This window comes from Enterobacter sp. ENT03, from assembly GCF_019218745.1.
GTDB lineage: Bacteria > Pseudomonadota > Gammaproteobacteria > Enterobacterales > Enterobacteriaceae > Enterobacter_D.
On sequence record NZ_JAHUXA010000001.1, the window covers coordinates 746200 to 768370 of the forward strand.

Sequence of the window (22171 nt, forward strand, 5' to 3'; positions counted from 1 at the left end):
TTCTGCTGCAAAAAACGGGATACACAATGTCATTATTGCATATTTCGCAAGGCACGTTTCGTCTTAGCGATACTCGCACCTTACAGATTGCGAAGTTGTGTCTGCGCAACGGGGAAAGCTGGGCTTTTGTCGGCAGCAACGGCAGCGGTAAATCCGCCCTCGCCCGCGCGCTGGCAGGAGAACTGCCGCTGCTGAAAGGCACGCGCCAGTGCGAGTATACCCGCGTCACCCGCCTGTCCTTCGAGCAGTTACAAAAACTGGTCAGCGATGAATGGCAGCGCAATAACACCGATATGCAAAGTCCTGACGAGAACGATACCGGCCGCACCACGGCAGACATCATTCAGGACGACGTTAAAGACGCCGAGCGCTGCGCAAAGCTGGCGGCGCAGTTTGGCATCAGCGGCCTGCTCGATCGCCGTTTTAAATACCTCTCCACCGGTGAGACACGTAAAACCCTGCTTTGCCAGGCGCTGATGGCCTCTCCTGACCTGCTGATCCTCGATGAGCCGTTTGACGGGCTGGATGTCGCCTCCCGCGCCCAGCTGGCAGAACATCTCGCACAGCTCAATGCCGAGGGCATCACCCTCGTGCTGGTGCTTAACCGCTTTGATGAGATCCCCGAGTTTGTGCAACATGCGGGGGTGCTGGTGGACTGCGCGCTGGCGGAAACCGGCGAAAAATCAGCGCTGTTGCAGCAGGCGCTGATCGCCCAGCTGGCGCACAGCGAGCAGCTTCAGGGCATTGCCCTGCCACCGCCTGATGCGCCGTCAGCGCGTCATGCTCTTTCGCCTGACGTTCCGCGCATCGTGCTTAAAGACGGCGTGGTGTCCTATGACGACAGGCCGATCATTGATCATCTGAGCTGGACGGTAAAACCGGGCGAACACTGGCAGATCACCGGCCCTAACGGCGCGGGTAAATCGACGCTGTTAAATCTGATTACCGGCGATCACCCGCAGGGCTACAGCAATGATCTGACGCTATTCGGCGTGCGTCGCGGTAGCGGCGAAACCATCTGGGATATTAAAAAGCACATTGGCTACGTCAGCAGCAGCCTGCATCTGGATTACCGCGTCAGCACCAACGTGCGCAATGTGATTCTGTCCGGCTATTTTGACTCTATCGGCATCTATCAGGCGGTGTCGGACAAGCAGCATAAGCTGGCGCAGGCGTGGCTGGATATTCTGGGTTTTGATGCCCGTACCGCCGACGCGCCCTTTCACAGTCTGTCGTGGGGTCAGCAGCGGCTGGCGTTGATTGTCCGCGCGCTGGTAAAACATCCGACGCTTTTGATCCTGGATGAGCCGCTACAGGGCCTTGATCCGCTTAACCGCCAGCTGGTGCGCCGGTTTGTTGACGTGCTGATCAGCGAAGGCGACACGCAGTTGCTGTTCGTTTCCCACCACGCCGCCGACGCCCCCGCCTGTATTACGCACCGCCTGGAATTCGTGCCCGATGGTGCGGGGTATCGTTACCATGTCGCCGCCGTGCGCTGACGCTTTCACGCCTGCCGTCTGGCAGGCGTTCACTTTCAGATAAATTACAGCGCTACCGGCGTATGTTATTGATTTAGAATAGCCGCAAACGCTGCGCTCTGGTTGAAAAGCGTCAGTGTAAACGATTCCACTATTTTCGGTCATGTCACACTTTCCCGCGCTCTGTTATGCTATGTTTAATACATAACATACGCCTGATGGAGTGTCATATGCGAGTTCTGGTTACTGGTGGTAGCGGTTACATTGGGAGTCACACCTGTGTGCAACTGCTACAGAACGGCCACGAGGTCATTATTCTCGATAACTTATGTAACAGTAAGCGCAGCGTGCTGCCGGTGATCGAGCGACTGGCGGGCAAATCCGTTACCTTCGTCGAAGGGGATATTCGTAACGAAGCCCTGATGACCGAAATCCTTCACGATCACGCCGTCGATACGGTGATCCACTTTGCCGGTCTTAAAGCGGTGGGTGAATCCGTTGCCAAACCGCTGGAATACTATGACAACAACGTTAACGGTACTTTGCGCCTGATTAGCGCAATGCGGGCGGCGAACGTTAAGAACTTCATTTTCAGCTCATCGGCCACTGTCTACGGCGACCAGCCTAAAATCCCTTACGTGGAAAGCTTCCCGACCGGTACGCCGCAAAGCCCGTATGGCAAGAGCAAGCTGATGGTTGAGCAAATCCTCACCGACCTGCAAAAAGCGCAGCCGGAGTGGAGCATCGCGCTGCTGCGCTACTTCAACCCGGTCGGTGCGCATCCGTCGGGCGACATGGGCGAAGATCCGCAGGGTATTCCGAACAACCTGATGCCGTTTATCGCGCAGGTGGCGGTCGGCCGTCGTGAATCGCTGGCGATTTTCGGTAACGACTACCCGACCGAAGACGGTACCGGCGTGCGCGATTACATTCACGTTATGGATCTGGCCGACGGTCACGTGGCGGCCATGCAGCAGCTGGCGGGTAAAGCGGGCGTACATATTTACAACCTCGGCGCGGGCGTTGGCAGCAGCGTGCTGGACGTGGTTAACGCCTTCAGCAAAGCCTGCGGCAAACCGATTAACTACCACTTTGCCCCACGTCGCGACGGCGATCTGCCCGCCTACTGGGCCGATGCCAGCCGCGCGGATAAAGAGCTGAACTGGCGAGTCACTCGCACACTGGATGAAATGGCTGAAGATACCTGGCGCTGGCAGTCACGCCATCCGCAGGGATATGCAGATTAAGGAATAGTGATGACGCAATTTAACCCGGTCGATCACCCGCATCGACGTTATAACCCGCTTACCGGGCAATGGATTTTAGTTTCACCGCATCGTGCCAAACGTCCGTGGCAGGGCGCACAGGAAACGGCGTCGCAGGAAACCCTGCCGTCCCACGATCCTGACTGCTTCCTGTGTCCGGGCAACACGCGCGTGACGGGCGATAAAAACCCGCAGTACACCGGTACCTTTGTCTTTACCAACGACTTTGCCGCGCTGATGAGCGATACCCCGGAGGCCCCGGAAAGTACCGATCCGCTGATGCGCACCCAAAGCGCGCGCGGCGTCAGCCGGGTGATTTGCTTCTCTCCGGATCACAGCAAAACGCTGCCGGAGTTGAGCCTGCCGGCGCTGGAAGAGGTGGTGAAAACCTGGCAGGCGCAGACCGCCGATCTGGGCAAAACCTATCCGTGGGTGCAGGTGTTTGAAAATAAAGGCGCGGCCATGGGCTGCTCGAACCCGCATCCGCACGGTCAGGTCTGGGCAAACAGCTTCCTGCCGAACGAAGTGGAGCGCGAAGATCGCCTGCAAAAAGCCTATTTCGACGATCACCAGTCGCCCATGCTGCATGACTATGTGCAGCGCGAACAGGCCGACGGCAGCCGTACCGTGGTGGAGACAGAGCACTGGCTGGCGGTCGTCCCTTACTGGGCGGCGTGGCCGTTCGAGACGCTGCTGCTGCCAAAAGCGCACGTGCTGCGAATTACCGATCTCACGGACGCCCAGCGCAGCGATCTGGCACTGTGCCTGAAAAAATTAACCAGCCGTTATGACAACCTGTTCCAGTGCTCCTTCCCCTACTCCATGGGCTGGCACGGCGCGCCGTTCAACGGTGAAGAAAACCACCACTGGCAGTTGCATGCGCACTTCTACCCGCCGTTGTTGCGCTCCGCGACGGTGCGTAAATTTATGGTCGGCTATGAAATGCTGGCCGAAACCCAGCGTGATTTGACGGCTGAACAAGCCGCAGAACGCCTGCGGGCAGTCAGTGATATTCATTTTCGTGCATCCGGAGAATAACAATGAGTCTGAAAGAGAAAACACAGTCCCTGTTTGCTGAAAAATTTGGCTACCCTGCAACTCATACCATTCAGGCGCCGGGCCGCGTGAATCTGATCGGTGAACATACCGATTATAACGATGGTTTCGTGCTGCCATGCGCCATTGATTACCAGACGGTGATCAGCTGCGCGACACGTCAGGATCGCACTGTGCGGGTAATTGCCGCCGATTATGACAATCAGACGGATGAGTTCTCCCTGGATGCGCCGATTGTGGCGCACGACAGCCAGCAGTGGTCCAACTACGTGCGCGGCGTGGTGAAACACCTGCAACAGCGTGACAGCAGCTTCGGCGGCGCGGATCTGGTGATCAGCGGCAACGTCCCCCAGGGCGCGGGTCTGAGTTCATCGGCCTCGCTGGAAGTGGCGGTGGGTACCGTTTTCCAGCAGCTTTATCATCTCTCCCTCGACGGTGCGCAAATCGCGCTGAACGGTCAGGAAGCGGAAAACCAGTTTGTTGGCTGTAACTGCGGCATCATGGATCAGCTGATCTCCGCACTCGGCAAAGAGGGCAGCGCGCTGCTGATCGACTGCCGTTCGCTGGGCACCAAAGCTGTCTCCATGCCGGAAGGCGTGGCGGTGGTGATCATTAACAGTAACTTCAAGCGCACGCTGGTGGGCAGCGAGTACAACACCCGCCGCGAGCAGTGCGAAATTGGCGCGCGTTTCTTCCAGCAGCCGAAACTGCGTGATGTGTCGCTGGCACAGTTCAGCGCGGTGGCGCACGAACTGGATCCGGTGGTGGCGAAGCGCGTTCGCCACGTGTTGACGGAAAATGCCCGCACCGTGGAAGCCGCCAGCGCGCTGGAGAAAGGCGATCTGGCCCGCATGGGTGAGCTGATGGCGGAATCTCATGCCTCCATGCGGGACGACTTCGAAATCACCGTACCGCAAATCGATACGCTGGTTGAGATCGTGAAAGCGACCATCGGGGATAAGGGCGGCGTGCGTATGACCGGCGGCGGCTTCGGTGGCTGTATCGTGGCGCTGGTGCCGGAAGCGATGGTGCCTGAAGTAGAGAAAGCCGTAGCGGAACAGTACGAAGCGAAAACCGGTATCAAAGAAACCTTCTACGTTTGTAAAGCATCACAGGGGGCAGGACAGTGCTAAACGAAACACCTGCGCTGGCTCCGGACGGGCTGGCTTATCGTCTGATCACCCTGCGCAATGGCGCGGGAATGGTAGTGACCTTAATGGACTGGGGCGCGACGTTGCTGTCAGCGCGCGTACCGCTGCCGGATGGCACCGTGCGTGAAACCCTGCTCGGCTGCCGTACGCCACAGACGTACCCGGAACACACCGCTTACCTCGGCGCGTCGATCGGACGTTATGCAAACCGCATCGGCAAAAGCCGTTTTCGCCTTGACGGGCAGGAATATCAGCTGCTGCCGAGCCAGGGTGAAAATCAGCTGCACGGCGGGCCGCAGGGCTTTGATAAACGCCGCTGGCGTATTGTGCGCCAGAACGACAGCGAAGTGCTGTTCTCCATCGACTCACCCGACGGCGATCAGGGTTTCCCCGGCAATCTGGCTGCCAGCGCGCTATTCCGCCTGACGGACGACAACCGTATCCGCATTGAATATCGCGCGACGACCGACAAGCCCTGCCCGGTGAATCTGACCAACCACGCCTATTTCAATCTTGATGGGGCGCAGGGAGATGTACGTCAGCACCAATTGCAACTGCTGGCGGATCAGTATCTGCCGGTAGGCGAAGACGGTATTCCGACCCACGGCCTGAAAGATGTCGATCAGACCAGCTTTGATTTCCGCCGCCCAAAAACGCTGGCGCAGGATTTCCTCAGCGACGACGACCAGAAAAAGGTAAAGGGTTACGACCACGCCTTTTTACTGCAGGCGAAAGGCGATCTCAGCCAGCCTGCGGCGCATTTATGGTCCAGCGATGACCGCCTGCAAATGTCGGTGTTTACCACCGCCCCGGCGTTGCAGTTCTATTCCGGCAACTTCCTGGAAGGGACGCCGTCGCGCGAGCTGAAAGCGTATGAGGCCTGGCAGGGTCTGGCGCTGGAAAGCGAGCTGTTGCCGGACAGTCCGAATCATCCGGAATGGCCGCAACCGGACTGCGTTCTGCGTCCGGGCGAGGAGTATCTGAGCATCACTGAGTATCAGTTTATTCCGTCGTGATCCTTTCGCTTTGCCCGGCGGCGTTACGCTTGCCGGGCCTTCCCTCTTTTGTCGTGACTTTTTTACCCATATCGCTGAAATAAACGCCATTTACCGACAAAAACATAACCCTGTATTCACATGCACCTTACACTACGCGACTATTTTCGCTATGGTTAAGGTTATGCGTTGCCGCTGACAGCGTCACGGCAATATAATGAGAATTGTTATCATTCAATCAGTTTTTGGAGGAGTAAAGTATGGCAGTTACTAAGCTTGTTCTGGTTCGTCATGGCGAAAGCCAGTGGAACAACGAAAACCGCTTTACCGGCTGGTACGATGTGGACCTGTCCGAAAAAGGCGTCAGCGAAGCGAAAGCAGCAGGTAAACTGCTGAAGAGCGAAGGCTTCAGCTTCGACTTTGCTTACACTTCTGTGCTCAAACGCGCTATCCATACCCTGTGGAATGTGCTGGACGAACTCGACCAGGCCTGGCTGCCGGTTGAAAAATCCTGGAAACTGAACGAGCGTCACTACGGTGCGCTGCAGGGCCTCAACAAAGCTGAAACCGCTGAAAAATACGGTGACGAGCAGGTTAAGCAGTGGCGTCGTGGCTTTGCGGTAACCCCGCCGGAGCTGACCAAAGATGATGAGCGTTACCCGGGCCACGATCCGCGTTACGCAAAACTGACCGATAAAGAGCTGCCGACCACCGAGAGCCTGGCGCTGACCATCGATCGCGTGATCCCGTTCTGGAACGATTCTATTCTGCCGCGCATGAAATCCGGTGAGCGTGTGATCGTTGCTGCCCACGGTAACTCCCTGCGTGCGCTGGTGAAATACCTCGATAACCTGAGCGAAGACGAGATCCTCGAACTGAACATCCCGACCGGCGTACCGCTGGTGTATGAGTTTGACGAAAACTTCAAACCACTGAAACGCTACTACCTGGGCAATGCTGACGAAATCGCTGCAAAAGCGGCGGCAGTAGCCAACCAGGGTAAAGCGAAGTAATTCGCTTCAGCCATAAAAAAAGCGCGGATCTCCGCGCTTTTTTATTATTTTTTTCCTGACTTACTGACCGTTACGGCGCGCTTTCACCGCTTCAGCTAACTGACGCAGCACTATGCCGGTATCTTCCCAGCCAATACACGCATCGGTAACGCTTTTGCCGTACACCAGCGGTGCGCCGCTTTCCAGGCTCTGATTCCCTTCCACCAGATGGCTTTCGATCATCACGCCCATAATGGCTTTCTCACCACCGGCGATCTGCTGGCAGACATCTGCGCCCACGTCCATCTGACGCTTAAATTGCTTGCTGGAGTTAGCATGGCTGAAGTCGATCATCACCTGCGGCGTCAGACCAGCCTTGACCAGTCCCTCTTTCACTTCTGCAACATGGCGAGCGCTGTAGTTTGGCTCTTTGCCGCCGCGCAGAATGATATGGCAGTCGCCATTGCCGCTGGTATTCACAATCGCCGAATGGCCCCATTTGGTGACTGACAGGAAGCAGTGCGGCGCACCGGCGGCGTTAATGGCGTCAATGGCCACTTTGATGGTGCCATCCGTGCCGTTTTTGAAACCGACCGGGCAGGAGAGCCCGGACGCCAGCTCACGGTGAACCTGGGATTCGGTGGTGCGCGCGCCGATTGCGCCCCAGCTCATCAGGTCCGCCACGTACTGCGGGGTGATCATATCCAGAAACTCACCCGCCGCCGGCAGACCGGTATCATTAATATCGAGCAGCAATTTACGGGCGATACGCAGACCGTCATTGATCTGGTAGCTGTTGTCCATATGCGGATCGTTAATCAGCCCTTTCCAGCCCACGGTGGTACGCGGTTTTTCGAAATAAACGCGCATCACCACTTCTAACTCGCCTTTCAGCTCGTCACGCAGCGTAAGCAGGCGGGATGCATACTCTTTTGCCGCCTGCGGATCGTGGATTGAGCATGGGCCAATCACCACCAGCAGACGGTCGTCATGACCGCTGAGGATGTTATGGATTGCCTTGCGAGCGTGAGAAACGGTATTGGCGGCCATTTCTGTGGCAGGAAATTTTTCAAGGAGCGCAACAGGGGGTAATAACTCGTTGATTTCTTTGATACGTAAGTCGTCGTTCTGATAATTCATGGGGATCCCAGCTTTGCCATACAAATAAAAGTTTTTGCAATGCTTCCAATCTAACTGCTCACCGGGGAAGTGTAAACGCGCTTTTACACTTGATACGGATAATTCCTGAAAAGCTTCTAAAAGGCTCCAGATAGTAGCGAACGGCGTGTTCGCGGCTAAACTTTTTAACGGTAAGCACTTTATTTTTTTGTTTTAACGAGATCCAATTCTGCCTGAGCGGCTGGATTTGGCATCTTTCACCACTGGGCGATGAATTCGTATCACATCTGCACTGTTGGACTCCATTGTCCAATCAAATGACGAGCACAGGAGCAACATGATGAAAATGAATAAATTAACTGCACTATTCCTGACGACCACGTTAACGCTGGCAAGCGGCGCTGCGCTGGCAGCCGACGCTGCCTCTTCAGACAATAACGGTAACGCGAACGCCGCGGCAAGTGCGGGCCAGGTTGCCCCGGATGCTCATCAGAATGTTGCACCTAAGAGTGTTGATAAAAACGACATCAACACCGGTAATACCAATACCGCAACCGGCACTAACACCACCACGGGCACCTCATCTACAGGCGTGACCGGCGGTAACACTAGCGCTTCCGGTGAATCGATGAGCAAAGATGACATTCACAAAAACAGCCAGTGTAAAGACGGCAAATGCCCGGACATCAATGAAAAAGTTCAGACCGGTGACGGCGTGAACAACGATACCAATACCAAAACTGATGGCACGTCCCAGTAATAGACAGCCATAAGTTGATAAACAGGAGAGCTTCGGCTCTCCTTTTTTTGTGCCGAAAACTAAAAAATCTGCAATGATGTCAGGCGCTGATTATTAATACTGCCGGGATAAAAAATGGCGCATTCACACTCTCATTCCCATCCACCCGCTGATGACAACGGTCGACGTTTGTTGCTGGCGTTTGGCGTTACCGCCCTGTTTATGATTATTGAAGTGGTGGGCGGGTTACTCTCCGGCTCACTGGCGCTGCTCGCCGATGCCGGACATATGCTGACGGACTCCGCCGCCCTGCTCTTCGCCCTGCTTGCCGTGGGATTTGCGCGTAAGCCGCCCAGTGGGCGACACACCTTTGGCTGGCTGCGGCTGACCACGCTGGCGGCCTTTGTGAATGCCATCGCGCTGGTGGTCATTACCCTCTTGATCGTCTGGGAAGCCTTCCAGCGTTTCCGTCATCCGCAACCGGTGGCGGGCGTTACCATGATGACTATCGCCATCGCCGGTCTGTTCGCCAATCTGCTGGCGTTCTGGATCCTGCACCGCGGCAGCACTGAAAAAAATCTTAATGTACGGGCCGCCGCGTTGCACGTGCTGGGCGATCTGCTGGGGTCGGTCGGGGCGATTGTCGCCGCCATGGTGATCCTGTGGACGGGCTGGACCCCCGCCGATCCTATTCTTTCGGTGCTGGTATCCTGTCTGGTGCTGCGCAGCGCCTGGCAACTGTTACGGGAAAGCGTAAACGAATTACTGGAAGGTGCACCGGTAGCACTGGACCTCAACGCTATGAAACGGCATTTGCGCCGGGATATTCCGGAAGTTCGCGATGCGCACCATGTGCATGTCTGGACGATAGGCGAAAAGACGGTGATGACCCTGCACGTGCAGGTGGTGCCGCCTCACGATCATGATGCGCTTCTGACGCGCATTCAGCACTTTCTGGCCCATCATTATGATATTGAGCACGTTACGGTGCAGATGGAATATCAGCCCTGTAGCGGACCGGACTGCAGTCTTAACACACTGCCGTCCGGTCATTCACATCATCACCATTAATGGCTGAGTGCGCGTGAGCCTCGCTCGCGGGCGCTTTTGATCCACATGCGGCTGCCGTTAAGGGCGATAAACGTCAGCAGCATGTATTCCAGCGACATGGCGTAAACGCCCTGGCGGGCGAAAATCACCACGCTTATTACGTTAATCACCACCCACAGCAACCAGTTTTCCACGTATTTGCGCGTCATCAGGATCATCGCCACGATGGACAGCACCATCATGCAGGAATCCCAGAACGGGAAGGCATCCGGCTGCAATTCAGGCATTGCTACATTAAGCCCAAGGCTTTGCATCAGCGACACGGCAATGCGCGTTAAGAAAGCGAATACCGGATTGATCCATATCGTCATCAAACCAATAGCGACGACACAGATCGCAAGCCAGGTAAGGGCTTTCGATAACGGTAGCCAGCGAATTTGCAGCACGGCTTCGTTTTGCGTGTTTTGCCGTGACCAGGCATACCAGCCGTAAATATTGGCAGCGAAGAAAAACAGCTGTAACAGCAGGCTGGCATAGAGCTGGATCTGGAAAAAGATAATCGCAAACAGCGTAACGTTGATTAAGCCAAACGCGTAGTTGCTGATTTTTTCCAGACTGGCAAGCCAGATACAGAGTAATCCCGCCAGGGTGCCAACCGCCTCGATCCATGACAAATCATAGCCACCCGCGCCAATCGGGATGTGAACGAGAATGTTCTGCGTGCTAAAAAAATCCATCTTTTCCCCAAATGATTGTTTACGTTAATTATGAACGTAGTGTAGCTGCAAAATCTAACATACGGTTTAACGGCTTGAGCGCCCCTTCACGCAGCGCCGCGTCAACATGGATTTCGTGGTCCACGCCACCGTCTCTTAAGCCGTCAGCGATGGCTTTAAGGCCGTTCATCGCCATCCATGGACAGTGGGCACAGCTGCGGCACGTTGCCCCCTCTCCTGCGGTCGGCGCTTCCAGTAATTCTTTTTCCGGCACCGCCTGCTGCATCTTATAAAAGATCCCGCGATCCGTCGCCACGATCAGCTGTTTGTGCGGCAACGTTTTTGCCGCGGCAATCAGCTGACTGGTGGATCCCACCGCATCGGCCATATCAACCACTGCCTGCGGTGATTCCGGATGAACAAGGATCGCCGCCCCCGGAAAGAGTCCTTTCATGCGGGCCAGCGCCTGGGTTTTGAATTCGTCATGCACGATACAGGCCCCCTGCCAGCACAATACATCGGCACCCGTCTGTTTTTGCACGTAGTGGCCGAGATGTCGGTCCGGTGCCCAAAGAATTTTTTCGCCGAGGCTGTCGAGATGCTCAATCAGCTCCACAGCGATGCTGGAAGTCACCACCCAGTCGGCGCGCGCTTTAACGGCGGCCGAGGTGTTGGCATACACCACCACGGTACGATCCGGATGGGCATCGCAAAATGCGCTGAATGCATCGGCCGGACAGCCAAGATCCAGTGAGCACTCCGCCTGTAGCGTCGGCATCAGGATGGTTTTTTCCGGACTGAGGATTTTGGCGGTTTCGCCCATAAAGCGCACCCCGGCGACCAGTAGCGTCGAGGCCGGATGTTTTGCGCCAAAGCGCGCCATCTCCAGCGAATCAGAAATACAACCACCGGTTTCTTCCGCCAGCTGCTGGATTTCCGGATCGGTGTAGTAGTGCGCCACCATCACCGCATCACGCGCTTTAAGCAGACGTTTAATTTCCTCCCGGTACGCCTCTTTTTCATCCCGATTTAACGGAACGGGCTTCGGCGGGAAGGGATAAATTGCGGTTTCGGGATCGAACATCACGCTCATTGGGCTTTCTCGTTTTGCTGACTTAACAAATATCGGTTTATAAAGCGATAAATTGCTTATCAAAACCAGCCGTGTTTTATATGCTAAACAAGATAGCCGATCGGCCGGGGAAAGTCACAGAGATAACGGAGTGTAAGCAAATTATTTTGCGCAGAAAAAGCAGTTGCCCGGCGGCGCAAGCTTGCCGGGCCTACGCCAGGATTGTAGGCCGGGTAAGCGCAGTACCACCCGGCAAAAAACGCATAGCAAAAAGGCGCCTTTAGGGCGCCTTTCAACATTGGTGGGTCGTGCAGGATGACTCGGCTTCGCCTCGCCCTTCGGGCCGTTGCTGTCGCAACGTTATCCTTCACGCTTTACTACGGTATTCCAGTCAGGAATTGGTGGGTCGTGCAGGATTCGAACCTGCGACCAATTGATTAAAAGTCAACTGCTCTACCAACTGAGCTAACGACCCTTTACGGGATTTTCTTCGAAGTGGTGGGTCGTGCAGGATGACTCGGCTTCGCCTCGCCCTACGGGCCGTTGCTGTTGCAACGTTATCCTTCACGTCTCACTATCATGGTCCACCGATAAGTTGGTGGGTCGTGCAGGATTCGAACCTGCGACCAATTGATTAAAAGTCAACTGCTCTACCAACTGAGCTAACGACCCATTCAGGGTGTTGACTTCGAAGATTTAAAACTGGCAAAAATGACTGGTGGGTCGTGCAGGATGACTCGGCTTCGCCTCGCCCTTCGGGCCGTTGCTGTCGCAACGTTATCCTTCACGTTTAACTACTGCTTTCCACCTGAGTATTGGTGGGTCGTGCAGGATTCGAACCTGCGACCAATTGATTAAAAGTCAACTGCTCTACCAACTGAGCTAACGACCCGAGTGGTGGGTGATGACGGGCTCGAACCGCCGACCCCCTCCGTGTAAAGGAGATGCTCTACCAACTGAGCTAATCACCCACTCAAATACTCATCATTCTTTATAGTGGTGGGTCGTGCAGGATGACTCGACTTCGTCTCGCCCTACGGGCCGTTGCTGTCGCAACGTTATCCTTCACGTTTTACTATCGCTTTCCACCAAACGATTGGTGGGTCGTGCAGGATTCGAACCTGCGACCAATTGATTAAAAGTCAACTGCTCTACCAACTGAGCTAACGACCCACTATAACGCTTTATTTCGCTGCTTCAGGTATGTCTCATATCCCTTGGCAACGGCGGCATATATTACTGGTTTATGAATCTGGCGCAACAAAAATTTCGATATAGATCACTTAACTGCTTAGGATTCATGCGACAAGACCAGAAATACGGCGATTTCTGGTCATGCAGCATTCATTACATTGCACTAAGACGTTTTTGCGCTTGTTTCGCGCCTTCGGTGCCTGGGTACTTGCTAATCACCTGCTGATAAACCGCTTTGGCTTTTGCTGTGTCCCCTTTGTCTTGCATGATCACACCGACTTTAAACATCGCATCCGGCGCCTTCGGTGATTTCGGGTAATTTTTTACCACGGAGGCAAAATAAAACGCCGCATCATCCTTCTTACCTTTGTTGTAATTCAACTGTCCGAGCCAGTAATTCGCATTCGGCAAATAGGTTGAATCCGGGTATTTCTTAACGAAATTATTGAACGCGACTATAGCGTCATCCTGGCGGGATTTATCCTGCACCAGCGCAATAGCGGCGTTGTAGTCCGTATTGGCATCACCGCTTTGTACCGGCGCTGATGGGGTTTGCGCCCCGGCGTCCGGCGTGCCAGCGGCCGCGCCCGTTTGATCGCCTGTCGCAGGCTGAGCTGCTGCACCACCGCTGCTCAGACCATCAAGTTGACTCTGCATCTGCTTCTGCCGCTCAACCATCTGGCTCAGCTGATACTGGCTTTCCTGGATCTGACCGCGCAGGGAATCAATATCAGACTGGTTATCAGAAAGTTGCTGCTGAAGTTGGGTTAAAAGCTGACTGTGAGCGTTAGAAATACGCTCGAGTTGGGTGACGCGGTCTTCGACCGAGCCTGAGCCGACACTACTGATTGGCGCCTGAGAAAAAGCGGCCCAGGGGGCCGCTATGCCAACCAGTAACGACAGACCCATCAGATGATGTCTGAAGTTACTGCTCATGCAATTCTCTTAGTAAACCAGTACGGCACGACGGTTTTTAGCGTAAGCCGCTTCGTCATGACCCAGTACTGCAGGTTTTTCTTTACCGTAAGAAACGATGGAGATCTGGTCAGCGGTAACGCCTTTACCTTGCAGGTACATTTTAACCGCGTTAGCACGACGCTCACCCAGGGAGATGTTGTATTCCGGGGTACCACGTTCGTCAGCGTGACCTTCTACGGTGACTTTATAAGACGGGTTGCTACGCAGGAAGTTAGCGTGTGCATCCAGCATTGCAGCGAAGTCAGAACGAATATCGTACTTGTCCAGATCGAAGTAAACGATGTTGTTCTGCTGCAGCTGCTGCATCTGCAGACGTGCCTGCTCTTCAGAAGACATGTTGCCGCCGCCATTAGCGTCCATACCAGTGCCGGCACCCAGCATGCCTTCGCCGCTTTGGTCGTTGCTCGCGTTCTTGTTAGAAGAACACGCTGCGATTGCCATAACCGGCAGAGCGAGCATCAGCCCTTTCAGCACTTTGTTCAGTTGCATTTCTTTGATTCCTTTAATAATCAATTATTTATTATTACAGATACGGCGACCAGGCAGGGAATTTGACCTGTCCATCAGTTGCCGGAATACGCGCTTTGAAACGCCCATCTGTAGAAACCAGATTCAGCACGGATCCCATCCCCTGAGAAGAGCTGTAGATAACCATAGTGCCGTTAGGTGCCAGACTTGGCGTTTCATCCAGGAACGTTGACGATAAAACCTGCACGCCACCCGCTACCAGATCTTGTTTGGCAATGTGTTGCTGACCGCCATTAGAGGTCACCATTACCATAAATTTGCCGTCGGAACTCACGTCTGCGTCCTGGTTCTGTGAACCTTCCCAGGAAATACGCTGCGGAGTGCCGCCGTTGATATTCACTTTATAAACTTGCGGACGACCTGCCTGATCGGAGGTGAACGCCAGGTTCTGGCTGTCCGGGAACCAGGTCGGCTCAGTGTTGTTGCTGCGACCGTCGGTTACCTGGCGGATCTGGCCGGAAGCGAGGTCCATCACGTACAGGTTCAGACTGCCGGTTTTAGACAAGGCGAAAGCCAGTTTTTTACCGTCAGGCGAGAATGCAGGTGCCCCGTTGTGACGCGGGAAAGAAGCAATCTGACGCGTTGCGGTGCTGGCCAGATTCTGGACAACCAGCGCAGAACGACCACTTTCGAAGGTGACGTAAGCCAGTTGGTTACCATCCGGTGACCAAGCCGGTGACATCAGCGGCTGCGGAGATTTGTGAACCACGAACTGGTTGTAACCATCGTAGTCAGATACGCGCACTTCATACGGGAACTGACCACCGTTGGTTTGCACCACGTAGGCGATACGTGTACGGAAAGCCCCTTTAATGCCGGTCAGCTTTTCAAAGACTTCATCACTAGCGGTGTGACCCGCAAGGCGCAGCCATTGTTTGTTAACCTTAAAGGTGTTCTGCGACAGCACGGTACCCGGCGCACCGCCGGTATCCACCAGCTGGTAAGACACGCTGTAGCCGCCATCCGGACTCGGCGTAACCTGACCCACAATCACCGCATCAATACCCAGTGCCGACCAGGCTGCTGGCTGAACTTCCTGAGCGGAAGCTGGCTGTTGCGGAAGACGTGAACGATCCAGCGGGTTAAATTTACCGCTGTTACGCAGGTCAGCTGCAACAATGCCGCCAATATCTTCCGGCGCTGCGCCCGGACCTGCCCATTTAAACGGGACCACGCCGATAGGTCGCGCGGAGTCGACCCCCTGGGTGATCTCAATGCGCACTTCTGCATGCAGCGCCGCTGCAAACAGTACCAGAAAACCAAACACTACACGTAATGCCTGCTTCATCATATCTCCCTTATCCAGGCTGAAAACCTGCGATAATTTAGCAGAATGTTAACAAACTCAAATAGACAAAACTATCGAAACCCCGTGACTAAAATAGTCCCTTTTCCGGCGTTATGTGGAAAAGTGTATCTTAAGGCTTGAAGTCCAGTGGCGCATTTTTAAACACTTCATACACCGCCTGCGTCGGCGGTTTCGGGAGCTTCGCCTGACGGGCTGCAGCAAGTGCGGCCTGGCAAAGCGCGGGATCGCCCCCTTCAGACTGAATATCTTTCAACGTGCCATCTGGCTCAAGCCTGATGCGCAGCGTACATACCTTGCCGGTATAGGATGAGGCATCGTAGAACTTGGTTTCGATGGCTGCTTTTATCTGACCAGCATAGTTGCTTATTTCAGCCCCTGAAGCGCCATTGTTTTTAGTGTTACCACTTCCTGCTGGCGCTGCATTACTTCCTTTCGCTCCACCGCCGGTTTTCGGCGCATTCTTACCGGAGCTGAGGTCGCCAAACAGGTCGTCAACATCCGACGCAGCTGCCTTGTCTGCCGCGGCTTTTTTCGCAGCGGCGGCTTTCGCTGCTGCGGCTTTGTCGGCGGCGGCTTTCTTATCGGCAGCAGCTTTCTCTGCTGCCGCTTTTTTATCAGCTGCGGCCTTTTCAGCAGCGGCGGCTTTTGCAGCGGCGGCTTTTTCGGCGGCAGCCTTTTCAGCAGCGGCAGCTTTCGCAGCAGCGGCCTTTTCAGCGGCTGCGGCTTTCTTAGCCGCTTCCGCCTGCGCTTTCTTCTCGGCGTCCTGCTGTGCTTTTTTTGCCGCTTCTGCTTCGGCTTTTTTCGCGGCATCGGCAGCCGCTTTCGCTGCTTCTGCTTCCGCTTTCTTCGCGGCTGCGGCAGCCGCTTTGGCTGCATCAGCTTCGGCTTTCTTCGCGGCATCTGCTGCGGCTTTCGCCTGGGCATCAGCCTGTGCTTTCGCATCGGCGGCGGCTTTGGCGGCGGCTTCTTCAGCCTGTTTCTGCTGCTCCTGCGCTTTCTTCGCCGCTTCTTCAGCCTGTTTCTGTTGCTGCGCCTGTTCGCGGGCGTTTTCCTGTGCCTGCAAACGTTCTTTTTCGAGCTGTTTTAAGCGCTCCTGCTCGGCGGCCTGCTTCTCACGAAGCTCTTCCGCCTGCTGTTGCGCCTGTTTTTCACGTTGTTCTTCAGCGCGTTTCGCACTCGCCTGTTGCTGCTGCTCACGGTTGTACTGTTGTACAACGGCACCAGGATCGACCATAACGGCGTCGATGGACGAGCCACCGCCGCCGCCAGCAGAGGCGTCTATATGCTCATCGAACGAACTCCAGATCAGCAGCGCAAATAAAATCACATGCAGCACCGCTGAAATGGTTATCGCTCGTTTAAGCTTGTCGTTTTGTTCGGTTGCCTTTGACACTATCGGTTCCCAAAAACTGTTCGCCTGTTAACCCGTCATACTTCTAGTTGCACGTGCGTGGGCTGCTCTCGTTCACCTCAGTCACTTACCCGAGTAAGGTCCTGGGGATTCACGCGTTTGCCGCCTTCCTGCACCTTGAATTATCCAGGGGTTCTGCAGGATTAAATAGGCTGCGTCATCAAGCCAACCGACTTCACACCCGCGCTGTGTAACAGGTTCAGCGCTTTGATGATTTCATCATATGGCACCTCTTTGGCACCGCCGATTAAGAAGACCGTTTTCGGATTCGCCTGCAGATGACGCTGCGCTTCCGCAACCACCTGCTCTGGCGGCAGTTGATCCAGACGATCTTTTTCAATCACCACACTGTACTGCCCCACGCCGGAGACTTCGATAATGACCGGAGGATCATCATTGGTACTGACGCTTTGTGATTCAGTCGCATCCGGCAGATCAACTTCCACGCTTTGAGTGATGATCGGGGCGGTTGCCATAAAGATGAGCAACAGCACGAGCAGGACGTCCAGCAGCGGTACGATGTTGATTTCGGACTTCAGTTCACGGCGACCTCGTCTACCCTTTCTGGCCATGGCTTACCCCTTGTTGCTCTCGCTGCTGGTAAACGCCTGACGATGCAGAATAGCGGTAAACTCTTCCATAAAGTTGTCGTAATTCTGTTCAAGTTTATTCACGCGCTGGTTCAGGCGGTTATACGCCATAACAGCCGGAATAGCCGCAAACAGACCGATTGCCGTTGCAATCAGCGCTTCGGCGATACCTGGCGCAACCATCTGCAACGTTGCCTGTTTAACCGCACCCAGTGCGATAAAGGCATGCATGATCCCCCACACCGTACCAAACAGGCCAATATAAGGGCTGATGGAACCGACGGTACCGAGGAACGGAATATGCGTTTCCAGCGCTTCCAGCTCGCGGTTCATGGAGATGCGCATCGCGCGCGATGCCCCTTCCACTATCGCTTCCGGCGCATGACTGTTGGCGCGATGTAATCGGGCAAACTCTTTAAATCCGCTATAGAACATTTGTTCTGAACCGGAAAGCGTTTCGCGGCGGCCCTGACTTTCCTGATACAGACGAGACAGTTCGATGCCTGACCAGAATTTGTCTTCAAAGGCTTCCGCTTCACGTCCGGCGGCATTAAGTATGCGCGTACGTTGAATGATGATGGCCCAGGATGCGATTGAAAAACCAATCAAAATCAACATGATAAGTTTGACCAGAAGGCTTGCCTTCAGGAACAAATCAAGGATGTTCATGTCAGTCACTGCTTAAACTCCGCGACAATAGACTTGGGAAGCGCACGAGGCTTCATTAAGAGTGGATCAACGCAAACAATCAGTACTTCAGCTTCATTAAGCACGGTGTTCTCTGCGTTGACGATCCGCTGCGTGAAAACCAGAGAGGTTCCACGCACTGATGTAATTTCCGATTGGACTTCGAGCATATCGTCGAGTCTGGCGGGCGCAAAATAGTCCAGCGTCATTTTGCGTACCACGAAGGCTACGCGCTCCGCCAGCAAAACCTGCTGGCTAAAGTGATGGTGGCGCAGCATCTCTGTGCGTGCCCGTTCATAAAAAGCGACGTAGCTGGCGTGGTAAACCACACCACCGGCATCGGTGTCTTCATAGTAGACACGAACCGGCCATCGAAACAGCGTTGTATTCACTTTACATCCCGGTAATGCAATAAAAGTTAGCGCTCAAAAACGTTGCTACTATACGCGCGGGAATGTTGCTTTGGAATGGGTTCAGGTGAACGGAGAGTAAAAATTTATGGGCTTTTACAAGCCCATGACGTTAACGGACAGTTCTTAGTCAGAAGAAAAAATAAAACAGCGCAGCAGCCAGCACGATGTCTGCAATCAGCGGACAAAATATGCCCTGCCAGTGAACCGCAGCGGGACGAAAGCCGACGCCGTGGATCACGCCGCTGCAAACGGCCCACATCATCAGGAAACCTTGCCAGATTTCATAGTCGCTGGTCTTCGCGGCAAAGCGTGCGGGATCCCAGAATACACAGCCCGCCAGCAACAGTGCCATCACTAAGGAAAGGGCCCGAAGCGGGCCCTTGTCCATTACCGCATAGAGTTTTGCGATAATTGCGTTCATTAGTGCTCTTCTTTACCTGCGTTCGTCGCTTCGACATGCTCAAGCGCCAGGGCAGTAATGACTCCAAATGCACAGGCAAGAAGCGTTCCTAAAATCCATGCGAAATACCACATTGTCTGCTCCTTACTTAGTACAGAGAGTGAGTGTTGCTTTCAATATCTTCTTTGGTGATGCGACCGAACATTTTCCAGTAACACCAGGAGGTGTAGAGCAGGATAATCGGTACAAACACCGCAGCAACCCAGGTCATCAGGTTCAACGTCAGCTGGCTGGAGGTCGCATCCCACAGGGTCAGGCTTACGTTCATCATCGTGCTGGACGGCATAATGAACGGGAACATCGCGATACCCGCCGTCAGGATGATGCACGCCAGCGTCAGGGAGGAGAAGACGAAGGCAAACGCCGGTTTCTCAAGACGCGACATCAGCGTCGTCAGCAACGGCAGCACCACACCCAAGGCCGGTACCAGCCACAGGATCGGCGTGTTGTTGAAGTTCACCAGCCAGGCACCGGCCTGACGTGCCACTTCTTTGGTCAGCGGGTTAGACGCGGCATGGTGATCGATAACCGAGGTCACCACATAACCGTCAATGCCGTACATCACCCACACACCTGCCAGCGCGAAGCAGACCAGCGTCACCAGCGCGGCGATCTGCGCCACGCCACGCACGCGCAGATGCAGTTCACCCACGGTACGCATTTGCAGATAGGTTGCCCCCTGGGTAACGATCATCGCCACGCTCACCACACCTGCCAGCAGACCAAACGGGTTGAGCAGCTGGAAGAAGTTGCCGGTGTAGAACAGACGCATGTACTCATCCATGTGGAAAGGCACGCCCTGTAACAGGTTACCGAACGCCACACCGATGACCAGCGGCGGCACGAAGCTGCCGATGAAAATGCCCCAGTCCCACATGTTACGCCAGCGGGTGTCTTCGATCTTCGAGCGGTAGTCAAAACCAACCGGACGGAAGAATAAAGAGGCCAGCACGAGGATCATCGCCACATAAAAGCCGGAGAACGCAGCGGCGTAGACCATCGGCCAGGCGGCGAACAGCGCGCCGCCAGCGGTGATGAGCCACACCTGGTTGCCATCCCAGTGCGGGGCAATGGCGTTAATCATGATACGGCGTTCGGTGTCGCTGCGACCCAGAACGCGGGTCAACATCCCCACGCCCATATCGAAGCCGTCGGTGACCGCAAAACCAATCAGCAAAATGCCAACCAGCAGCCACCAGATAAAACGTAATACTTCATAATCGATCATTTGACGACTCCTGTCTTAGCGTGCCGGCTGAGAAGCCACGGTAGGCTGCTCGTGATGATAACGACCTGTTTTCAGACTGCTCGGCCCAAGGCGAGCGAATTTGAACATCAGGAACACTTCCGCCACCATAAACAGCGTGTACAGACCGCAAATCAGGATCATCGAGAACAGCAGATCGCCGATGGTCAGCGATGAGTTCGCTACGGCTGTCGGCAGCACTTCACCAATCGCCCACGGCTGACGGCCATACTCAGCGACAAACCAGCCTGCTTCGATCGCAATCCACGGCAGCGGAATGCCGTACAGGGCAGCACGCAGCAGCCACGGTTTAGAACCGATACGGTTGCGGCAGACGGTCCAGAAGGAGAAGCCGATGATAAACAGCATCAGAATGCCGCTACCAACCATGATGCGGAAAGCAAAGTAGAGCGGAGCAACGCGCGGAATAGAGTCTTTGGTTGCCTGCTGAATTTGCGCTTCGGTCGCATCAGTGACGTTTTCGGTATAGCGCTTAAGCAGCATGCCGTAACCCAGGTCTTTCTTCATGCTGTTGAACTGGTCACGAACGTTCTGATCGGTTGAACCGGCACGCAGCTCTTCCAGCAGGTGGTAGGCTTTCATCCCGTTACGGATACGCTCTTCATGCTGCACCATCAGATCTTTCAGGCCGATAACCTGCGTATCAACCGAACGCGTGGCGATAAGGCCAAGCGCATACGGGATCTGGATGGCGTATTTGTTTTCCTGGGTTTCCTGATCGGGAATACCAAACAGAGTAAACGCGGCCGGTGCCGGCTGGGTTTCCCACTCGGCTTCAATGGCGGCCAGTTTGGTTTTCTGCACGTCGCCCATTTCGTAACCGGATTCATCACCCAGCACGATAACGGAGAGGATCGCTGCCATGCCGAAGCTCGCGGCAATCGCAAAGGAGCGTTTGGCAAAAGCGACATCGCGACCGCGCAGCAGGTAGTAGGCGCTGATGCCGAGGATGAACATGGCGCCACAGGTGTAACCTGATGCGACGGTGTGAACAAATTTCACCTGCGCAACCGGGTTAAGCACCAGCTCCGAGAAGCTCACCATTTCCATACGCATGGTTTCGAAGTTGAAATCCGACGCGATAGGGTTTTGCATCCAGCCGTTAGCAACAAGGATCCACAATGCCGATAAGTTAGAGCCCAGCGCCACCAGCCAGGTCACGGCCATGTGCTGAACTTTACCCAGACGATCCCAACCGAAGAAGAACAGACCTACAAAGGTGGATTCGAGGAAGAAGGCCATCAGACCTTCAATGGCCAGCGGCGCACCGAAAATATCGCCCACATAGTGGGAATAGTAAGACCAGTTAGTCCCGAACTGGAACTCCATGGTCAGACCGGTTGCCACACCCAGCGCAAAGTTGATACCAAACAACTTGCCCCAGAATTTGGTCATATCTTTATAAATCTGTTTGCCGGAGAGGACATACACGGTTTCCATGATGGCCAGCAGGAACGCCATACCCAGCGTCAGTGGCACAAAAAGGAAGTGGTACATCGCGGTCAAGGCAAACTGTAAGCGCGACAGTTCGACTATATCTAACATCATGACTCCTTGCTCATCGCATGAAGACTTCGAGAGTAAACCCGGCAGTAGGGTTTACACACATGCCCCAATACAAAAATATCCGCGCTATTCTTTGTTACTGTTATTCGAATGAAAGTGACAGTTTCAAAGAAAAGTTAAAGATACGTTAAAAAA

General features: G+C 54.6%; 22 protein-coding genes and 5 tRNA genes. 8 read left to right on the top strand and 19 right to left on the bottom strand.

Going from position 1 to position 22171, the window contains the following annotated elements; all coding sequences use genetic code 11:
• Positions 1-26: 26 nt before the first annotated feature.
• The 6 genes from modF (at position 27) to gpmA (ending at position 6958) form a co-directional block, all read left to right on the top strand.
• Positions 27-1499 (top strand): molybdate ABC transporter ATP-binding protein ModF, encoded by a 1473-nt coding sequence (gene modF / locus KW828_RS03535; RefSeq protein ID WP_218335004.1) that lies wholly within the window; start codon positions 27-29, stop codon positions 1497-1499.
• Between the two features lie 209 nt (positions 1500-1708).
• The gene (gene galE, locus KW828_RS03540; protein WP_088219925.1) at positions 1709-2725 is read left to right on the top strand and encodes a UDP-glucose 4-epimerase GalE; all 1017 of its coding nucleotides are present in this window, start codon (positions 1709-1711) and stop codon (positions 2723-2725) included.
• A 9-nt stretch (positions 2726-2734) separates the two neighbouring features.
• On the top strand, positions 2735-3781 hold the full coding sequence (gene galT, locus KW828_RS03545) for a galactose-1-phosphate uridylyltransferase (protein ID WP_218335005.1): 1047 nt from the start codon (positions 2735-2737) through the stop codon (positions 3779-3781).
• A 2-nt stretch (positions 3782-3783) separates the two neighbouring features.
• Positions 3784-4932, top strand: coding sequence for a galactokinase (gene galK / locus KW828_RS03550; RefSeq protein ID WP_218335006.1), 1149 nt, complete (start codon positions 3784-3786; stop codon positions 4930-4932).
• The gene (gene galM, locus KW828_RS03555) at positions 4926-5966 is read left to right on the top strand and encodes a galactose-1-epimerase (RefSeq protein ID WP_218335007.1); all 1041 of its coding nucleotides are present in this window, start codon (positions 4926-4928) and stop codon (positions 5964-5966) included. Before galK ends, galM begins: the two co-directional genes overlap by 7 nt.
• 239 nt (positions 5967-6205) lie before the next feature.
• Positions 6206-6958 carry a 2,3-diphosphoglycerate-dependent phosphoglycerate mutase gene (gene gpmA, locus KW828_RS03560; protein ID WP_088219929.1) on the top strand — a complete coding sequence of 251 codons (753 nt, stop codon included), beginning with the start codon at positions 6206-6208 and terminating at the stop codon, positions 6956-6958.
• A gap of 60 nt (positions 6959-7018) precedes the next feature.
• Here the strand turns inward: gpmA and aroG are convergent, their stop codons facing one another.
• The gene (gene aroG, locus KW828_RS03565; protein ID WP_218335008.1) at positions 7019-8077 is read right to left on the bottom strand and encodes a 3-deoxy-7-phosphoheptulonate synthase AroG; all 1059 of its coding nucleotides are present in this window, start codon (positions 8075-8077) and stop codon (positions 7019-7021) included.
• A gap of 319 nt (positions 8078-8396) precedes the next feature.
• Here aroG and KW828_RS03570 point away from each other — a divergent pair, with 319 nt between their 5' ends.
• Positions 8397-8816, top strand: coding sequence for a protein YbgS (locus KW828_RS03570; RefSeq protein ID WP_088219931.1), 420 nt, complete (start codon positions 8397-8399; stop codon positions 8814-8816).
• A 114-nt stretch (positions 8817-8930) separates the two neighbouring features.
• Entirely contained in the window at positions 8931-9866 is a 936-nt protein-coding gene (gene zitB, locus KW828_RS03575) for a CDF family zinc transporter ZitB (RefSeq protein ID WP_218335009.1), read from the top strand.
• Here the strand turns inward: zitB and pnuC are convergent.
• From pnuC to cydA, 18 genes are all read right to left on the bottom strand, one after another.
• Complete coding sequence (pnuC, locus tag KW828_RS03580) at positions 9863-10582, bottom strand: nicotinamide riboside transporter PnuC (protein ID WP_218335010.1); 720 nt, start codon at positions 10580-10582, stop codon at positions 9863-9865. The genes zitB and pnuC overlap by 4 nt on opposite strands.
• A 28-nt stretch (positions 10583-10610) precedes the next feature.
• On the bottom strand, positions 10611-11654 hold the full coding sequence (gene nadA, locus KW828_RS03585; RefSeq protein ID WP_218335011.1) for a quinolinate synthase NadA: 1044 nt from the start codon (positions 11652-11654) through the stop codon (positions 10611-10613).
• A 378-nt stretch (positions 11655-12032) separates the two neighbouring features.
• Positions 12033-12108: transfer RNA gene (locus KW828_RS03590), tRNA-Lys, on the bottom strand.
• 121 nt (positions 12109-12229) lie between these two features.
• Positions 12230-12305, bottom strand: a tRNA-Lys gene (locus KW828_RS03595).
• 144 nt (positions 12306-12449) lie between these two features.
• Positions 12450-12525, bottom strand: a tRNA-Lys gene (locus KW828_RS03600).
• 3 nt (positions 12526-12528) lie between these two features.
• Positions 12529-12604 (bottom strand) — tRNA-Val (locus KW828_RS03605).
• Positions 12605-12730: 126 nt separating this feature from the next.
• A tRNA-Lys gene (locus KW828_RS03610) sits at positions 12731-12806 on the bottom strand.
• Between the two features lie 174 nt (positions 12807-12980).
• Complete coding sequence (gene cpoB / locus KW828_RS03615) at positions 12981-13763, bottom strand: cell division protein CpoB (RefSeq protein ID WP_218335012.1); 783 nt, start codon at positions 13761-13763, stop codon at positions 12981-12983.
• 9 nt (positions 13764-13772) lie between these two features.
• Positions 13773-14294, bottom strand: a complete 522-nt coding sequence (gene pal / locus KW828_RS03620) for a peptidoglycan-associated lipoprotein Pal (RefSeq protein WP_072567856.1) — start codon at positions 14292-14294, stop codon at positions 13773-13775.
• A gap of 34 nt (positions 14295-14328) precedes the next feature.
• Entirely contained in the window at positions 14329-15621 is a 1293-nt protein-coding gene (gene tolB, locus KW828_RS03625; protein WP_218335369.1) for a Tol-Pal system beta propeller repeat protein TolB, read from the bottom strand.
• A 130-nt stretch (positions 15622-15751) separates the two neighbouring features.
• Positions 15752-17035, bottom strand: a complete 1284-nt coding sequence (tolA, locus tag KW828_RS03630) for a cell envelope integrity protein TolA (RefSeq protein ID WP_218335013.1) — start codon at positions 17033-17035, stop codon at positions 15752-15754.
• Between the two features lie 161 nt (positions 17036-17196).
• On the bottom strand, positions 17197-17625 hold the full coding sequence (gene tolR, locus KW828_RS03635; RefSeq protein WP_218335014.1) for a colicin uptake protein TolR: 429 nt from the start codon (positions 17623-17625) through the stop codon (positions 17197-17199).
• Positions 17626-17628: 3 nt separating this feature from the next.
• Positions 17629-18321 carry a Tol-Pal system protein TolQ gene (gene tolQ, locus KW828_RS03640; RefSeq protein WP_072567852.1) on the bottom strand — a complete coding sequence of 231 codons (693 nt, stop codon included), beginning with the start codon at positions 18319-18321 and terminating at the stop codon, positions 17629-17631.
• Positions 18318-18722: a tol-pal system-associated acyl-CoA thioesterase gene (ybgC, locus tag KW828_RS03645; protein WP_218335015.1), complete on the bottom strand. Its 405-nt coding sequence runs from the start codon at positions 18720-18722 to the stop codon at positions 18318-18320. The genes tolQ and ybgC overlap by 4 nt, the downstream gene beginning before the upstream one ends.
• 148 nt (positions 18723-18870) lie before the next feature.
• Positions 18871-19164 carry a cyd operon protein YbgE gene (gene ybgE / locus KW828_RS03650; protein ID WP_218335016.1) on the bottom strand — a complete coding sequence of 98 codons (294 nt, stop codon included), beginning with the start codon at positions 19162-19164 and terminating at the stop codon, positions 18871-18873.
• Complete coding sequence (cydX, locus tag KW828_RS03655) at positions 19164-19277, bottom strand: cytochrome bd-I oxidase subunit CydX (RefSeq protein WP_055725978.1); 114 nt, start codon at positions 19275-19277, stop codon at positions 19164-19166. Before cydX ends, ybgE begins: the two co-directional genes overlap by 1 nt.
• A 14-nt stretch (positions 19278-19291) precedes the next feature.
• Positions 19292-20431 (bottom strand): cytochrome d ubiquinol oxidase subunit II, encoded by a 1140-nt coding sequence (cydB, locus tag KW828_RS03660; RefSeq protein ID WP_218335017.1) that lies wholly within the window; start codon positions 20429-20431, stop codon positions 19292-19294.
• Positions 20432-20446: 15 nt separating this feature from the next.
• Complete coding sequence (gene cydA, locus KW828_RS03665) at positions 20447-22015, bottom strand: cytochrome ubiquinol oxidase subunit I (protein ID WP_129362497.1); 1569 nt, start codon at positions 22013-22015, stop codon at positions 20447-20449.
• Between the last annotated feature and the right edge of the window lie 156 nt (positions 22016-22171).

What these genes read in the sequence shown, in the direction of transcription:
- modF (WP_218335004.1), top strand. Translation starts at nt 27, where the DNA reads ATGTCATTATTGCATATTTCGCAAGGCACGTTTCGTCTTAGCGATACT.
- galE (WP_088219925.1), top strand. Translation starts at nt 1,709, where the DNA reads ATGCGAGTTCTGGTTACTGGTGGTAGCGGTTACATTGGGAGTCACACC.
- galT (WP_218335005.1), top strand. Translation starts at nt 2,735, where the DNA reads ATGACGCAATTTAACCCGGTCGATCACCCGCATCGACGTTATAACCCG.
- galK (WP_218335006.1), top strand. Translation starts at nt 3,784, where the DNA reads ATGAGTCTGAAAGAGAAAACACAGTCCCTGTTTGCTGAAAAATTTGGC.
- gpmA (WP_088219929.1), top strand. Translation starts at nt 6,206, where the DNA reads ATGGCAGTTACTAAGCTTGTTCTGGTTCGTCATGGCGAAAGCCAGTGG.
- aroG (WP_218335008.1), bottom strand. Translation starts at nt 8,077, where the DNA reads ATGAATTATCAGAACGACGACTTACGTATCAAAGAAATCAACGAGTTA.
- KW828_RS03570 (WP_088219931.1), top strand. Translation starts at nt 8,397, where the DNA reads ATGAAAATGAATAAATTAACTGCACTATTCCTGACGACCACGTTAACG.
- zitB (WP_218335009.1), top strand. Translation starts at nt 8,931, where the DNA reads ATGGCGCATTCACACTCTCATTCCCATCCACCCGCTGATGACAACGGT.
- pnuC (WP_218335010.1), bottom strand. Translation starts at nt 10,582, where the DNA reads ATGGATTTTTTTAGCACGCAGAACATTCTCGTTCACATCCCGATTGGC.
- nadA (WP_218335011.1), bottom strand. Translation starts at nt 11,654, where the DNA reads ATGAGCGTGATGTTCGATCCCGAAACCGCAATTTATCCCTTCCCGCCG.
- cpoB (WP_218335012.1), bottom strand. Translation starts at nt 13,763, where the DNA reads ATGAGCAGTAACTTCAGACATCATCTGATGGGTCTGTCGTTACTGGTT.
- pal (WP_072567856.1), bottom strand. Translation starts at nt 14,294, where the DNA reads ATGCAACTGAACAAAGTGCTGAAAGGGCTGATGCTCGCTCTGCCGGTT.
- tolB (WP_218335369.1), bottom strand. Translation starts at nt 15,621, where the DNA reads ATGAAGCAGGCATTACGTGTAGTGTTTGGTTTTCTGGTACTGTTTGCA.
- tolR (WP_218335014.1), bottom strand. Translation starts at nt 17,625, where the DNA reads ATGGCCAGAAAGGGTAGACGAGGTCGCCGTGAACTGAAGTCCGAAATC.
- ybgE (WP_218335016.1), bottom strand. Translation starts at nt 19,164, where the DNA reads ATGAACGCAATTATCGCAAAACTCTATGCGGTAATGGACAAGGGCCCG.
- cydX (WP_055725978.1), bottom strand. Translation starts at nt 19,277, where the DNA reads ATGTGGTATTTCGCATGGATTTTAGGAACGCTTCTTGCCTGTGCATTT.
- cydB (WP_218335017.1), bottom strand. Translation starts at nt 20,431, where the DNA reads ATGATCGATTATGAAGTATTACGTTTTATCTGGTGGCTGCTGGTTGGC.
- cydA (WP_129362497.1), bottom strand. Translation starts at nt 22,015, where the DNA reads ATGTTAGATATAGTCGAACTGTCGCGCTTACAGTTTGCCTTGACCGCG.